15 protein-coding genes are annotated in these 13392 nt (G+C 63.1%); 9 read left to right on the forward strand and 6 right to left on the reverse strand.

What is annotated here, in order from left to right; genetic code table 11:
• Positions 1-32 precede the first annotated feature (32 nt).
• Together metX and ACGYLY_RS17555 are read right to left on the reverse strand one after the other, a co-directional pair.
• Complete coding sequence (metX, locus tag ACGYLY_RS17550; RefSeq protein WP_395283412.1) at positions 33-1253, reverse strand: homoserine O-acetyltransferase; 1221 nt, start codon at positions 1251-1253, stop codon at positions 33-35.
• The gene (locus tag ACGYLY_RS17555; protein WP_395283413.1) at positions 1250-2578 is read right to left on the reverse strand and encodes an O-acetylhomoserine aminocarboxypropyltransferase/cysteine synthase family protein; all 1329 of its coding nucleotides are present in this window, start codon (positions 2576-2578) and stop codon (positions 1250-1252) included. Before ACGYLY_RS17555 ends, metX begins: the two co-directional genes overlap by 4 nt.
• Before the next feature lie 177 nt (positions 2579-2755).
• On the opposite strand from ACGYLY_RS17555, the gene ACGYLY_RS17560 reads away from it, so the two are divergent.
• The 3 genes from ACGYLY_RS17560 (at position 2756) to ACGYLY_RS17570 (ending at position 5669) form a co-directional block, all read left to right on the forward strand.
• Positions 2756-3346, forward strand: a complete 591-nt coding sequence (locus tag ACGYLY_RS17560) for a DUF3267 domain-containing protein (protein WP_395283414.1) — start codon at positions 2756-2758, stop codon at positions 3344-3346.
• A 13-nt stretch (positions 3347-3359) separates the two neighbouring features.
• Entirely contained in the window at positions 3360-3569 is a 210-nt protein-coding gene (locus ACGYLY_RS17565; protein ID WP_395283415.1) for a hypothetical protein, read from the forward strand.
• 99 nt (positions 3570-3668) lie between these two features.
• On the forward strand, positions 3669-5669 hold the full coding sequence (locus tag ACGYLY_RS17570; RefSeq protein WP_395283416.1) for a DUF460 domain-containing protein: 2001 nt from the start codon (positions 3669-3671) through the stop codon (positions 5667-5669).
• 19 nt (positions 5670-5688) lie between these two features.
• Here ACGYLY_RS17570 and ACGYLY_RS17575 read toward each other — a convergent pair whose 3' ends face one another.
• Positions 5689-5889 (reverse strand): hypothetical protein, encoded by a 201-nt coding sequence (locus tag ACGYLY_RS17575; RefSeq protein WP_395283417.1) that lies wholly within the window; start codon positions 5887-5889, stop codon positions 5689-5691.
• 99 nt (positions 5890-5988) lie between these two features.
• Between ACGYLY_RS17575 and ACGYLY_RS17580 the strand changes: the two genes are divergently transcribed.
• Positions 5989-6966: a tyrosine--tRNA ligase gene (locus ACGYLY_RS17580; RefSeq protein ID WP_395283418.1), complete on the forward strand. Its 978-nt coding sequence runs from the start codon at positions 5989-5991 to the stop codon at positions 6964-6966.
• A gap of 60 nt (positions 6967-7026) precedes the next feature.
• Here the strand turns inward: ACGYLY_RS17580 and ACGYLY_RS17585 are convergent, their stop codons facing one another.
• Positions 7027-7233 carry a hypothetical protein gene (locus ACGYLY_RS17585; protein WP_395283419.1) on the reverse strand — a complete coding sequence of 69 codons (207 nt, stop codon included), beginning with the start codon at positions 7231-7233 and terminating at the stop codon, positions 7027-7029.
• Between the two features lie 164 nt (positions 7234-7397).
• Between ACGYLY_RS17585 and eif1A the strand changes: the two genes are divergently transcribed.
• The 5 genes from eif1A (at position 7398) to thsA (ending at position 12033) form a co-directional block, all read left to right on the forward strand.
• On the forward strand, positions 7398-7682 hold the full coding sequence (eif1A, locus tag ACGYLY_RS17590) for a translation initiation factor eIF-1A (protein WP_395283420.1): 285 nt from the start codon (positions 7398-7400) through the stop codon (positions 7680-7682).
• A gap of 139 nt (positions 7683-7821) precedes the next feature.
• On the forward strand, positions 7822-8481 hold the full coding sequence (locus ACGYLY_RS17595) for a nitroreductase family protein (RefSeq protein WP_395283421.1): 660 nt from the start codon (positions 7822-7824) through the stop codon (positions 8479-8481).
• A gap of 46 nt (positions 8482-8527) precedes the next feature.
• Positions 8528-9394 (forward strand): serine/threonine-protein kinase Rio1, encoded by an 867-nt coding sequence (rio1, locus tag ACGYLY_RS17600; protein WP_395283422.1) that lies wholly within the window; start codon positions 8528-8530, stop codon positions 9392-9394.
• A gap of 274 nt (positions 9395-9668) precedes the next feature.
• On the forward strand, positions 9669-10217 hold the full coding sequence (locus ACGYLY_RS17605; RefSeq protein ID WP_231185603.1) for a pre-rRNA-processing protein PNO1: 549 nt from the start codon (positions 9669-9671) through the stop codon (positions 10215-10217).
• Between the two features lie 139 nt (positions 10218-10356).
• A complete protein-coding gene (gene thsA, locus ACGYLY_RS17610) occupies positions 10357-12033 on the forward strand; it encodes a thermosome subunit alpha (RefSeq protein WP_395284176.1) in 1677 nt (558 codons plus the stop codon).
• A gap of 236 nt (positions 12034-12269) precedes the next feature.
• Here the strand turns inward: thsA and ACGYLY_RS17615 are convergent, their stop codons facing one another.
• Together ACGYLY_RS17615 and ACGYLY_RS17620 are read right to left on the reverse strand one after the other, a co-directional pair.
• Positions 12270-12599, reverse strand: coding sequence for an ArsR family transcriptional regulator (locus ACGYLY_RS17615; protein WP_395283423.1), 330 nt, complete (start codon positions 12597-12599; stop codon positions 12270-12272).
• Between the two features lie 132 nt (positions 12600-12731).
• On the reverse strand, positions 12732-13388 hold the full coding sequence (locus ACGYLY_RS17620; RefSeq protein ID WP_395283424.1) for a helix-turn-helix domain-containing protein: 657 nt from the start codon (positions 13386-13388) through the stop codon (positions 12732-12734).
• Between the last annotated feature and the right edge of the window lie 4 nt (positions 13389-13392).

Here is a 13392-nt window from a genome sequence, read left to right on the forward strand (position 1 = left end):
ATGTTAATCAGTACCGTGGCCGAGGAGGTCGGTCACTGGGCGAACAAGCTGGCGTGAACCGGCGCGAAGTCGCTCGAATCGGAGGAGAGGAACCGTCGGATCGGCGGGCCGACCAGTTCGGGTTCGGTGAGAAACGCGTCGTGGCCGTGATCGCTGTGGAGGGAACGGTGCGTCGCTTCGACGCCCGCCGCTTGGAAGGTCTCCATGAGGTGGTCCGACTGTTCGACCGTGAAGTGCCAGTCGCCGGAAATCGAGATGAGGAGCGCCTCCCCGTCGAAGTCGGCGAGCGCGTCCGCGTCCGAGTCGCATCCGGCGGCGAGGTCGTAGTTCTCCATGGCGTGCGTGAGACGGAGATAGCTGTTCGCGTCGAACCGCCGGACGAACTTCTGTGCCTGATAGTCGAGATAGCTCTCCACGTCGCGGTAGGAGTCGGCACCGAACCCGGCGATGCCGTCGTTCGACGGGAACGACCCCGGCGACCGGTCGGCGAAGTCCCGGCCGAACTTCTGGTCCATCGAATCCTTCGAGAGGTACGTGATGTGGCCGAGTTGTCGAGCGAGGGCCAATCCGGTGTCCGGGTGGTCGGGGTAGTAATCGCCGCCCTGCCACGCGGGGTCGGAGGTGATTGCCCGACGTGCGACGGCCGAGAGGGCGACGAGTTGCGGGTCCAGACGGGCGGCGGTGGCGACCGGAACAACGCGCTCGACCATCTCGGGGTATCGCTTCGCCCATTCGAGGGTGTTCATGCCGCCGACGCTCCCGCCGACGACGGCCCGGAGTCGGTCGACGCCGAGTTCGTCGAGGAGTCGTTTCTGGACGCGAGTCCAGTCGCCGACGGTCACGGCGGGGAAGTCGGAGCCGTACGTTTCGCCCGTCTCGGGGTTCGTGCTGGCCGGACCGGTGGTGCCGTAGCACGACCCCGGAACGTTCGCGGCCACGACGAACTGTTCGTGCGTGTCGATGGCTTTGCCGGGTCCGACGATTTGGTCCCACCAGCCCTCGCCCTGCCCGTCGGCGGCCCCCGTCACGTGGTGACTTCCAGTCAGCGCGTGACAGACGAGAATCGCGTTGTCGCCGGTGAACTCCCCGTACGTCTCGTAGGCGACGTTCAACTCAGGGATTTCCTCCCCGCACTCGAACTCGAACGTCCCGAGCGACAGCGAGGAGTCGAACGACTCGGCGGACTCGTTCGAATCGGACGACGACGAATCGCGTGTCCGGCGCGTGTCGTTCGCGTCGCTCGTATCGGTCATCGCGTCGGGTCCTCTGCCCGTGTGGATTCGTTCGTCCCCGTCCGGTTCGTCGCCGTCTCGATGGCTCTATCGAGGTCCGAAAGGATGTCCGCGGGGTCTTCGATGCCCACCGATAGGCGAATCAAGTCGCGCGTGACGCCCGCCGCTCGCTGTTCGTCGGGCGAGAGTTGGGCGTGGGTCGTGCTCGCCGGGTGGATGACGAGCGTCTTCGCGTCCCCGATGTTGGCGAGGAAGGAGGCGAGGTCGACCGCCTCGCAGAACGTCTTGCTCTCCTCGTACTCCCCGAGTCCGAAGGCTATCATGCCGCCGTAGCCGCCGTCCAAGTAGTTGCCCGCGTTGTCGTGCGTCCGGTGGTCGTCGAGGCCGGGGTAGGCGACCCACGCCACCTCCTCGTGGTCCGCGAGGTACTCCGCGACGATGGCGGCGTTCTCGCAGTGTCGGTCCATCCGAAGCGGCAGCGTCTCGATTCCTTGCAGGGTCTGCCACGCGTCGAACGGGGACTGTTGGTTGCCGAGGCTCCGAACCGAGCGGAGCCTCGCGGCGGCGGCCAGCGGGGCGTCCGAGAAGTCCTTCGAGAAGTTCACGCCGTGGTACGCTGGATTTTCCCCTCCGATTTCCGGGTAATCGCGTTCGCTCCAGTCGAAGTCGCCGCCGTCCACGAGGACGCCGCCGACCGTCGTGCCGCTTCCGTGGAGCCACTTCGTCGTGGACTCCCAGACGGCGTCAGCGCCGTGTTCGAGCGGGCGGCAGAGCGCGGGCGTGGCGAACGTGTTGTCCACGACGAGCGGGACGCCGCGGTCGTGTGCGGTGTCGGCGACGCGCTCGAAGTCGGGCGTGACGAGCGACGGGTTGCCGACGGTTTCGACGTGGACGAACGCCGTGTCGTCGTCGATTTCGTCCTCGTACGCGTCGTAGTCCAGCGTGTCCACGAGGCGGGCGTCGATTCCCCGGCGGGACGCGGTGTGGGCGAAGTAGGCCGTCGTGCCGCCGTAGGTGTCCGTAGAGAGGACGATGTTGTCGCCCGATTCGGCGAGGACGAGTGCGAGGGAATCCAGCGCGGCCATGCCGCTGGCGGTGGCGACCGCACCGGTTCCACCTTCGAGCGAGGCGATGCGCTCCTCCAGCATTTCGACCGTCGGGTTGCTCAAGCGGGAGTAGATGTGGCCGTCGGCTTCCAGCGCGTACAGGTCGGCGGCGTGGTCCGCGTCCTCGAACGCGTAGGACGTGGTCTGATAGAGCGGCGGGGCGACCGCCCCCGTCGCGGGGTCCGGCTCCTGTCCCGCGTGGACGCTTCGAGTATCGAATCGCGACCCGTCGTTGCTCATGTGTAATACGCATATTCACGCAGAATTTTATAACCAGCAGTTACGGCAACGTTTGCTGATCGTGAGTCTCTGTGACACTGATGGATCTGTTGACTGGACGATGAGCTGCGAATCGGAGTTTCATTCCCGGACGCCCGGCACGAAACAGCCAAGACCGCCGGACGCGTTCGAGTCACAATGACCGCCCCGTCCCCTCCCGCCGGATACCGTCCTCCCGAACAGTTCCGCTACTCCTCCGTCTTCCTCGCCGTCGCGTCGCTGGTCGCGCTCATGGCTTCCATCGTCGTGTTCGGTGCCCTCCTCTGGTTCCTACAGGGCAGACCTGAGGGGGGGTCCGTCACGTTCGGCCTCGGTGAAATCGTCGCCGTCTTCCTCGTCTGCTTGATGACGTATCTCGTCCACGAGGCGATTCACGGCTTCGTCTTTCGACTGTTGGGCTACCGCGTCTCCTTCGGTTTCGCCGCCCACGTCCCCGCGTTCTACACCGCCGCGTTCGGCCAGTTCATCACGTGGCGGGACAACCTCCTCGTCGGAGTGGCACCGCTCGTCGTCATCACCGTCGTCGCGGTTCCGCTGCTGGCCGCGCCGCTTCCCGTCGCGTTGGTGGCGTACCTCGTCCTCCTCGTCAACACCTCGGGTGCCGTCGGCGACCTGTACCTGACGTGGCGACTGTGGCGAACGGGCCGAGAGGCGTTGTTTTACGACGCGGACATCGAACACAACTACGTTTTCGAACCCGCGAACGACATCGCTATGGTCGCCGAGTAACTCGGCACAATCGATGCGAAAGCGCACGTTCACGCTCCTCGGACTCGGCGCGTTCGGCCTCACCGTCGTTAGCTTCGTCCTCCTCGGGTTCGGCCGCCTCGTGCTCTCCTACCGGACGGCGCGCTACCTCTCCGCTCCCACGATGTTCCTCTCATTCGCGCTCCTCGTCTGTCTGTTCGTCTACTCCGTCCTCGTCTACGTCGGCGTCGCGGAACTGGAGTGATTCCGATATGTGCGGGACGGCCGTCTTCCGTCGGGTTCCACCACGAGACACGCTACCACCCGCGCCGGATTTATATTTCGAGGGTCCCTACCACGAACCGTGAGCGAGCGCACGAGTGCCCTTGACACCCTCGTTTTCGGTGTCGATATCCAAAGCGGGGACGTTCGGGGCGATTCTCCCTCTTACGCACTGGTCGTCTACGACGGCGAGGAGATGGACCGCGACGTCGTCTCCTACCGCAAGCTTCGGCGGCTCATCGAGCGCGACGAACCGACGTTCGTCGCGACGGACAACATGTACGAACTCGCCGCCGACAAGAACGCCCTCGTCGGCTTCCTCGGAAGCCTGCCCGACGAAACCCGTCTCGTACAGGTGACGGGCGCTGAACGACCCGAACCCCTCTCTCGGGTCGCGTCGCGTCACGGCGTTCCCTACGGCAAGAAGCCGATGCGCGAAGCGGAGGCCGCGGCCCGCCTCGCCGCGATGAACGTCGGGCAGGAGGTGTCCGCCTTTACCGATACGACGCGCGTCAAAGTCTCTCGGGGGCGCTCGACCGGAAAAGGCGGGTGGAGCGCCGACCGTTACACCCGCCGGATTCACGGTTCGGTGAAAGAACTTTCTCGGAAGGTTGAATCCGACCTACGTAGCGCCGGACTCGACTACGAGCGCGAGGTGACGGAGAAGTACGGCGGCTACTCCAACGCGACGTTCGACGTGGAGGCCCGCCCGAGCGACATTCCCGTTTCGTCCCGGCGCTCCGGCGACACTCGGGTCGAAATCGAACGACTCCGACGCGACGGTATCGAGTTCGAACCCCTCGCCAAACGCCGCGACCACGTCATCGTCGGCATCGACCCCGGAACCACCACGGCCGTCGCGATGACCGATCTGGACGGCACCCTGCTCGACGTGCTGAGTACGCGAACCGCCGACACCGCCGACGTCATCGAATGGATCATCGAGCGCGGACGCCCCGTCATCGTCGCGGCGGACGTGACGCCGATGCCGGAAACCGTGGAGAAGTTCCGCCGGAGCTTCGACGCCGCCGGGTGGACGCCCGAACGCGACCTACCCGTGGACGAAAAGCAACACCGAACGCGGGAGGAGGGCTACGACAACGACCACCAGCGCGATGCGATGGCGGCGGCACTCTTCGCCTTCGACAGCCACGAGGACCAGTTCCAGCGGATCGCCCGAAAGGTGCCGCCGGGAATGAGCAGGGGGGAAGTCACGGCCCGCGTCGTGGCGAACGACGAGAGCGTCGAGAGCGTCCTCCGGGACCTCTCGGACGACCCGGAACCCGAGGAGGAGGAATCCGAACACACGGTCCGCGAACTCTCGGCCGAGGAGAAGCGAATCAAGCAACTCGAATCGCAGGTCGAGCGGTTGCAGTCGCACACGACGGAGTTGAACGAGACGGTCGAGGAGCGGGACGAGCGAATCGAGGAGTTGGAAACCGAACTGTCGGACACGCGGCGAAAGGAGCGCCAAAACGCCCGCGAGCGCCGGGACATCTCGCGTCTCCTGCGCGAGAACAACCGCTTGGAGGACGAACTCGACGACCGCGACGACAGAATCGAGGAGTTGGAGGGCAAACTCGCCCGTCTCAAGAAACTGTGGAAACTCGACCACTCGAACTTCAGCGACGTTTCGGAGAAGCGGGCGGGACTCGTCGCCGTCAAACCGGTCGAGAAGTTCACCAACGACGCCATCGACGCGGCCCACGAGCGCTACGGACTCGCCGAGGGCGACGTGATTTTCCTCCGCGACGCGAGCGGCGCGGGCCGTTCGACGGCCGAGCGATTGGCCGATATCGGTCCGCGGGTCGTCCTCAAGGCGGGCGGGATTTCGGACGTCGCGGACGAGGTGCTGTTCGACCGCGACGTCCCGGTCGGTCCCGCGGACGAGGTGGCGATTCAGGAGATAGACGAACTCGCCGTGGCGCGCGAGTCGGAAGTCGAAGCCGTCATCGACGATTGGCACGACCGCGCCGAGGAACGCCAGAAAGAGGAGAAGGCCGAACAACTCGACCAACTCATCAGCGAACACCGGGCCGAACGGCGGGCGGACGGCCGCGGGTCGTCCTCGTTCGGCAACTAAGCTCTTGTTCTCCCGTTTTTCACGTCGTCCAGTCGATCGTCAACGTTCGGAGGACGCTCAGTCCCCAGATTGCGATGCCGAATCCGACGGCCAGCACGGCCGCGTAGAGGAAGACGTATTCGGGGAGCGTGGTCCCGACGCCCTCTTGGAGACGAATGGCGGGATACAGCGCGAGTCCACCGACGACGGCCAACCAGAGGCCGATCCGTGTTCCGTTCATACCCCGCATTTCGCCCCGGACGACTTGGCTGTTGGGACGTGCGACTCCCGGTAACACGATGACGCAACCCTAAAGCCGGTGAATCATCTTTTTCCGGGCATGGACGCCTACGAGCGTATCTCACGGAACGCCGAGGAGCTGGTGACCGAAGAGGAAGTGCGCGAACTCGCCGAGAATCCCGAGGGCAAGCGCGCCTACGTCGGTTACGAGCCCTCCGGCGTCCTCCACATCGGGCACATGCTCACCGCGAACAAACTCATCGACTTGCAGGACGCGGGCTTCGAAGTCGTCATCCTCCTCGCCGACGTGCACGCCTACCTGAACGACAAGGGGTCGTTCGAAGAGATTCGGGAGACGGCCGAGCGGATGAAAGAGCAGTTCATCGCCTACGGGTTGGACGAGGAGAACACGGAGTTCCGCTTCGGCTCCGAGTTCCAGATGGACGACGACTACGTCCTCGACCTCCACTCGCTCGAACTGGAGACCACGCTCAACCGCGCGAGCAGGGCGATGTCGGAAATCCAGAGCGGCGACTCCACGAAGGTCTCGCAGGCGGTCTACCCGCTGATGCAGTCGCTCGACATCGAGTACCTCGATTTGGACCTCGCCATCGGCGGGATGGAACAGCGTAAGGTCCACATGCTCGCCCGCGACACGCTCCCCAGCATCGGCTACGAGTCGCCGACCTGCCTGCACACGCCGCTCATTGCCGAACTCTCCTCCGGCGAGGGGAAAATGTCCTCCAGCAAGGGCGTCACCATCTCGATGGAGGATTCGACCGAGGACATCGAGGAGAAAGTCAACGGCGCGTTCTGCCCGCCGACCCGCGACCCCGACGGGGACCTCGAAAACCCGGTCCTCCAAATCTTCGAGTACCACGTCTTCCCGCGCTTCGAGAACGTCGTCGTCGAGCGCCCCGACAAGTACGGCGGCAACCTCGAATACGACGATTACGAGTCCCTCGAAGACGACTTGGAGAGCGGCGAACTCCACCCCGCGGACGCAAAAGGAGCGCTGGCAACGTATCTCGACGAACTCATCGAACCGGGCCGCGAGAAGCTTCGAGAAGCAGAATAAGCGGTTCTTTCTCGGTTCGTTTTCGATTTGGTTTCGATCCGAACGTCACGTCCTCGCCGATTATTCGAACCCGCCGCCGCCCACCATTCCGCCCATCCCGAAGTTCGCGAGCAGTCCGGAGACGAGTCCCCACGCGGTCAGGACGAAGCCGACGACGACGAGGCCGATTCCCGCGGCGATGATGATGTTCTGAACGGCGATGACGGCGATTCCGGCGACGAGCGCGAGCACACCCACGATACCTTTGGCACCGAGTTTGTCGAACATAGGCCGGATTGGGATTGCCACCGCCTTAAAACCGACAGTTGGCGAGACGAGCGTTACCGTTTTCCGCCCCGAACTTTCGGGTGACGTACTTCGACGCTCGCATTCGTGGCGTCCGACCCGGACGGCGGATTTAAAGGCATACCACACGAACGTGGGGACGAGACATGAGTGACAGCAGTGGACGGAACAACCTCCGAATGCCGAATGACGACGAGGTATTCGCTACAGTCACGAACATGCTCGGTGCCAACCGGGTGAAAGTGCGCTGTGCCGATGGCAAGGAACGAACCGCTCGAATCCCCGGAAAGATGCAAAAACGCGTCTGGATTCGGGAGGACGACATCGTCCTCGTCGAACCGTGGGATTGGCAGGACGAGAAGGCGGACATCACGTGGCGCTACGAAAAGCAACAGGCGGACCAACTCCGACGCGAAGGACACATCAACTGAGTCGGGACGACGTTTTGTCGAGTTCACGAACCGGTAGCGACTGCGACGATCGTCTCCAACGGTGACTGCTACCACACTCCAATCGGAAATCGCGGCCGTTTCCGTGCTTGGGTTAAATACCCGGTTCCTTGTGACATGTATGTCCGAACAACTCGCCGCCGAAGACGTTGCACACGACGCGGAGTTTCCCGATCTGATCGAAGGACTGCGAACCCGACGCTCGGGCCACAACTTCGACCCGGAGGAGAACATCTCCGACGAGACGCTCGAAGCGCTCATCGAGGACGCGGCTATCGCGCCCTCCTCGTACAACCTCCAACCGTGGGAGTTCGTCGCCGTGCAGGACGAGGAACGACTGGACGAAGTCGTCGAACTCGCCTACGGCCAGGAACACATCCGCGATGCGGGGACGGCCATCCTCGTCGTCGGTCACACGAACGCCAAGACGGCGGACCGCGTGTTCGAGGAATGGGCCGACGCGGGTCGCATGGACGAGGAGACCGCCCAGCAGACGAAGGCACAGACGGCTGAGATGTACGAGGACGACGGAATGGGTCGGGATTACGCGATTCGGAACGCCAGCCTCGCCGCCGAGAACCTCATGCTCTCCGCGCATGCACGCGGCCTGACCGCGACGCCGATGATCGGATTCGACCAGGAAGGAATCGCGGCGTTCCTCAACCTGCCGGACGACGAGATTCCCGTGATGTTGCTCGCCGTGGGACCGAGCGGCGGCGAGGAACCGGAGCGACTGCCGCGTCGATCCGTCGACGAAATCCTGCACCGCGAATCCTACTGACCGAACGGGCCACCCTTTTACGGTTCCTCCACATAGTTCGGAGTAGATGAACGAGGAGTACGGATTGCTTGACCCGGACAACGCGGACGCCCCCGGCGACGAGTGGGAGGAGATAGACGTCTCCGACACCGAAGCGGACCGCATCGCACGGCGGCGTGACCGCGAGTTCAACCAGTTCAGAAAACGGGTCAAGGACTCCGATCAGTTCAAAGTCGAGCAGTCCGTGTTCGACGACGCCACGCTCGCTGCGCTGTACAAACTCGTTCAAGACGGCTACGTCCAAGCGTTCGGCGGACCGATTTCATCGGGGAAAGAAGCCACCGTCTACAGCGCGTTGGGCGACGACGGCGAACACGAGGAAGTCGCCGTCAAAATCTATCGTATCAGCGCCAGCAACTTCCGCGACATGCGTGAGTATCTCGTCGGCGACCCCCGGTTCGAGGAACTCGGCGGGGACAAAAAACGGGTCGTCCTCGCCTGGGTCAGAAAGGAGTTCGCCAACCTCGAACGCGCACGAAAGGCGGGCGTTCGCGTCCCGAAACCGCTCGCAGTCCAGCGAAACGTGTTGGTGATGGAGTTCATGGGCAACGACGGCCGCCGCGCGCCCACGCTCGCGGACGCGCGACTCGAAAACCCAAGGACCGCCTTCGAAGTCGTTCGGGAGTACATGCGGCGACTGTTCGATGCGGGCCTCGTTCACGGCGACCTCTCGGAGTACAACATCCTCGTCAGCAACGGCGAACTCTGCATCATCGACGTGGGGCAGGCCGTCACGTTCCACCACCCGAACAGCGGCGAGTTCCTGACTCGGGACTGTGTCAACGTCGCCTCGTTCTTCCGACGGGAAGGAATCGACATCCACGGCGACGAACTCGAAGCGTGGATTCGGGAGAACGCCGAGTCGGAACTGTGATTTTAGCGTAATTGCCCCGACACAACCACTCGAAACGGCCGGTGACACAACCGCCGTCGTCCCCGTTTTCCACCGGAAAATCTCCGATTTTCCGGGCCGAGGAATCCCTACCGGCGCGTCGAAGACGCGCCGGCGGGGATGACGCAGGCTTTTGGTCCAGCTTTTGCCAAGGAGCCAGCAGAAACGACGACTGCGATGGTCGTCGTTTCTGCCTGCGACTGCAGCAAAAGGTGGTAGGGAAGGGCTTAAACGGCCTCATGTGATAGGATTTCGTATGAAGCACGTGACGATTCCGCAGGACAGGATTGGTGTTCTCATCGGGCAGGGTGGTGAGACGATGCGCGAAATCGAAAGCCGTGCAGAGGTGCGTCTCGATATCGACTCGGACGACGGTTCCGTTCGCGTCGAACAGACGGGTGATCCCGTTCGCGGACTGAAAGCGCCGGATATCGTCAAGGCCATCGGACGCGGATTCTCGCCGGAGGAGGCACTCGCCCTCCTCGACGACGACATGATGCTGTTCGACCTCGTGGATATCGAAGCCGCAGCACGCAACAAGAACGACCTCCAGCGACACAAAGGCCGTCTCATCGGCGAGAACGGCAGAACGAGACAGTTGATGGAGGAACTGACGGGCGCGGACGTGGTCATCTACGGTTCGACGCTTGGCATCATCGGGCAACCGCCGCAGGTCGAGGCCGTCCGAAGCGCCGCGGAGATGCTCCTCGACGGTGCGCCACACGGGTCGGTATACTCGTTCCTCGAACGCAAGCGCAACGAGATGAAGCGGCAGGGGATGGAGTACCACCAGTTCGGCGGCTAATTCTTCGAATCGCATATAAATACTCCGTGTTATTTCGTGACGCTTGCCTACGAGGGTCCTGTGTGCCACGTTCTCACTCCGCCATGAAAAGCTTTATATAGAATCGCAATCAACGAATCCGATGACTATGTCACAGCCAATGGGCAATCAGCCGCTTATCGTTCTTTCCGAGGACAGCCAGCGAACCTCCGGACGGGACGCACAATCGATGAACATCACCGCCGGAAAGGCGGTCGCGGAGTCCGTACGGACCACACTCGGCCCGAAAGGGATGGACAAAATGCTCGTCGATTCGATGGGCGACGTCGTCGTTACGAACGACGGCGTGACCATCCTCAAGGAGATGGACATCGAGCACCCGGCGGCGAACATGATCGTCGAAGTCGCCCAGACGCAGGAGGACGAGGTCGGCGACGGAACGACCAGCGCCGTCGTCGTCGCCGGTGAACTCCTCCAGAAGGCGGAGGACCTCCTCGAACAGGACATCCACGCAACGACCCTTGCACAGGGATACCGACAGGCCGCCGAGAAGGCGAAGGAAGTCCTCGAAGAGAACGCCATCGAGGTCGACGCCGACGACACCGAATACCTGCAGAAGATCGCCGCCACGGCGATGACCGGCAAGGGCGCGGAGAACGCGAAGGACCACCTCGCCGAACTCGTCGTCGACGGTGTCCAGAGCGTCGCGGACGAGGACGGCGTCGACACGGACAACATCAAAGTCGAGAAGGTCGTCGGTGGCACCATCGACAACTCCGAACTCGTCGACGGCGTCATCATCGACAAGGAGCGCGTCCACGACAACATGCCGTACTTCGCCGAGGACGCCAACGTGGCCCTCATCGACGGCGCGCTCGAAATCGCGGAGACGGAGATCGACGCGGAAGTCAACGTCACCGACCCCGACCAACTCCAGCAGTTCCTCGACCAAGAGGAGAAACAGCTCCGTGATATGGTGGACAGCCTGGTCGATGTCGGCGCTGACGTCGTCTTCGTCGACGGCGGTATCGACGACATGGCCCAGCACTTCCTCGCACAGGAGGGCATCCTCGCCGTCCGCCGTGCGAAATCCAGCGACATGCAGAAACTGGCCCGCGCGACGGGCGCGACCCTCGTCAACAGCGCCGACGACATCACGGAGGACGACCTCGGATTCGCCGGCAGCGTCGCCCAGAAGGACGTCGGCGGCGACCAGCGAATCTTCGTCGAGGAAGTCGAAGAGGCGAAATCCGTCAGCCTCATCCTCCGCGGTGGCACGGAACACGTCGTCGACGAAGTCGAACGCGCCATCGAGGACAGCCTCGGCGTCGTTCGCGTCACCCTCGAAGACGGCAAAGTGCTCCCCGGCGGCGGCGCTCCGGAGACGGAACTCGCACTCGCCCTGCGCGACTACGCCGACAGCGTGGGAGGCCGCGAACAGTTGGCCGTCGAAGCCTTCGCGGACACGCTCGAAGTCATCCCGCGCACCCTCGCGGAGAACGCGGGACTCGACCCCATCGACTCGCTCGTCGACCTCCGTAGCAAACACGACGCCGGCCAGACCAGCGCCGGACTCGACGCCTACACCGGCGACATCGTGGACATGGAAGAGGACGGCGTCGTCGAACCGCTCCGAGTGAAGACCCAAGCGGTCGAGAGCGCGACGGAAGCCGCTGTCATGCTCCTTCGCATCGACGACGTCATCGCGGCCGGTGACCTCTCCGGCGGCAAAGTCGGCGACGACGATGACGAAGGCGGCGCGCCCGGCGGTGCCCCCGGCGGAATGGGTGGCATGGGCGGCATGGGCGGCATGGGTGGTATGGGCGGCGCAATGTAAGAGAGGTTTCTTCGAAACCTCCACAGTCGAACGGGCGCAGCCCGTGAGACCATATTCGGCCAAAGGACGAATTTCATTGCACGGCCGAGGTTCCCTCGGCCAAGGCTATGTAGGCGAGGTTCGTACCGAACCTCGAATGTTGAGCGGGCTTCGCCCGCGAGACGAACCACTCACGATAAAACATCCGTTTCGACCTGTTCCACGGGTCGGTTTCGGCTGAACTCCCGCGGTAGTCGTTATTTTTCACGCGTCGAATCGTACCGGTCGGCGAGCAACAGGTACGGCTCGATTGTTTTCGCATGTTTTTCGAGGGTTACGAGGTCGTCCTCGATACGAACCATGCCGGAGTCTTCGAGTTTCGGAAGGTGGCTGTGATGGAGTTGGGCGAACACCCGTCTCGGGTCGGTGTCCGGCCGGTGGGCGGAAATCCGTTCGGCGAGTGCATCCACCGTGAGCGATGGTCCGTGTTCGAGGAGTTCTCGCAATACGAGCCTGCGTCGCGAACTTGCGAGTGTGGAGAAGATGACGGACGGGGCGGGCGTGTCGATATTATCTAAGGGAGGCATTTGTGGCGGTTTCATTGAGGGTATGTATCCGTCGATACGGTCGTGTCCGGAACCGAGGTGCGTGCGTACTGATACTCGTATAATGTGTTCGAATCAATCTGAAAGCTAGCCTTATGTTTCAGGCTGTTTATTTTATTGTTGCTTTTTCTCCCCGAGAACCGCGTTCTCGACGAGGCGCGATTGCGCCCGTCGAAGTCGTTCGGAAACCGACTGTTTGCTGATATCGAGTCTCGAACTCAACTCGGAGAGGGTGGCGTCGCGCGGGACGCCGAAATACCCCGAGTCGTATGCGGCGACGAGGGCTTCGCGTTGTGCTTCGGTGAGGTGGAAGGCCGACTCCTTCTCTCCCGGCGTGTACAACCGGTTGAGGGAAAACTCGATTCCCTCTCGGGTACAAAACTGCTGAAATTCGACCAGCGCGTCCCGTTCGGGAAACCGAACCCGCCGTGTCCACGCGCCCGATGCGCCGTGGCCCGCCATCGGAACGGCACCGATTTCCTCGTAGGCGGGGTACACATCGATGAGTTCGTCTCGGTCCATCCACAGCCGGTACAGCTTCCGAACGTCCAACGCTTCGACTATCTCGTGTGATTCGATGGTCGGGTCACGGCGGAGTGCGTCGTCGAACGCGTCGAAATCCCCGCCCGTGGCCCACACGATGAGAAGTGCGGTCTCGTCGGAACTCGCCATCTGCTGTTCGAGTTCGACGGTCATCTCCGGGACGGCGTTGAGCGTCGCTGTGAGGACGAGGTCCGACGCACGGATGGTGAACTCCGCAATGACGCTCATTACC

It is taken from the genome of Haladaptatus sp. CMAA 1909, from assembly GCF_043952005.1.
In the GTDB taxonomy this organism is placed as follows: domain Archaea; phylum Halobacteriota; class Halobacteria; order Halobacteriales; family Haladaptataceae; genus Haladaptatus.

What these genes read in the sequence shown, in the direction of transcription:
- metX (WP_395283412.1), bottom strand. Translation starts at nt 1,253, where the DNA reads ATGACCGATACGAGCGACGCGAACGACACGCGCCGGACACGCGATTCG.
- ACGYLY_RS17555 (WP_395283413.1), bottom strand. Translation starts at nt 2,578, where the DNA reads ATGAGCAACGACGGGTCGCGATTCGATACTCGAAGCGTCCACGCGGGA.
- ACGYLY_RS17560 (WP_395283414.1), top strand. Translation starts at nt 2,756, where the DNA reads ATGACCGCCCCGTCCCCTCCCGCCGGATACCGTCCTCCCGAACAGTTC.
- ACGYLY_RS17565 (WP_395283415.1), top strand. Translation starts at nt 3,360, where the DNA reads ATGCGAAAGCGCACGTTCACGCTCCTCGGACTCGGCGCGTTCGGCCTC.
- ACGYLY_RS17575 (WP_395283417.1), bottom strand. Translation starts at nt 5,889, where the DNA reads ATGAACGGAACACGGATCGGCCTCTGGTTGGCCGTCGTCGGTGGACTC.
- ACGYLY_RS17580 (WP_395283418.1), top strand. Translation starts at nt 5,989, where the DNA reads ATGGACGCCTACGAGCGTATCTCACGGAACGCCGAGGAGCTGGTGACC.
- ACGYLY_RS17585 (WP_395283419.1), bottom strand. Translation starts at nt 7,233, where the DNA reads ATGTTCGACAAACTCGGTGCCAAAGGTATCGTGGGTGTGCTCGCGCTC.
- eif1A (WP_395283420.1), top strand. Translation starts at nt 7,398, where the DNA reads ATGAGTGACAGCAGTGGACGGAACAACCTCCGAATGCCGAATGACGAC.
- ACGYLY_RS17595 (WP_395283421.1), top strand. Translation starts at nt 7,822, where the DNA reads ATGTCCGAACAACTCGCCGCCGAAGACGTTGCACACGACGCGGAGTTT.
- rio1 (WP_395283422.1), top strand. Translation starts at nt 8,528, where the DNA reads ATGAACGAGGAGTACGGATTGCTTGACCCGGACAACGCGGACGCCCCC.
- ACGYLY_RS17605 (WP_231185603.1), top strand. Translation starts at nt 9,669, where the DNA reads ATGAAGCACGTGACGATTCCGCAGGACAGGATTGGTGTTCTCATCGGG.
- thsA (WP_395284176.1), top strand. Translation starts at nt 10,357, where the DNA reads ATGGGCAATCAGCCGCTTATCGTTCTTTCCGAGGACAGCCAGCGAACC.
- ACGYLY_RS17615 (WP_395283423.1), bottom strand. Translation starts at nt 12,599, where the DNA reads ATGCCTCCCTTAGATAATATCGACACGCCCGCCCCGTCCGTCATCTTC.
- ACGYLY_RS17620 (WP_395283424.1), bottom strand. Translation starts at nt 13,388, where the DNA reads ATGAGCGTCATTGCGGAGTTCACCATCCGTGCGTCGGACCTCGTCCTC.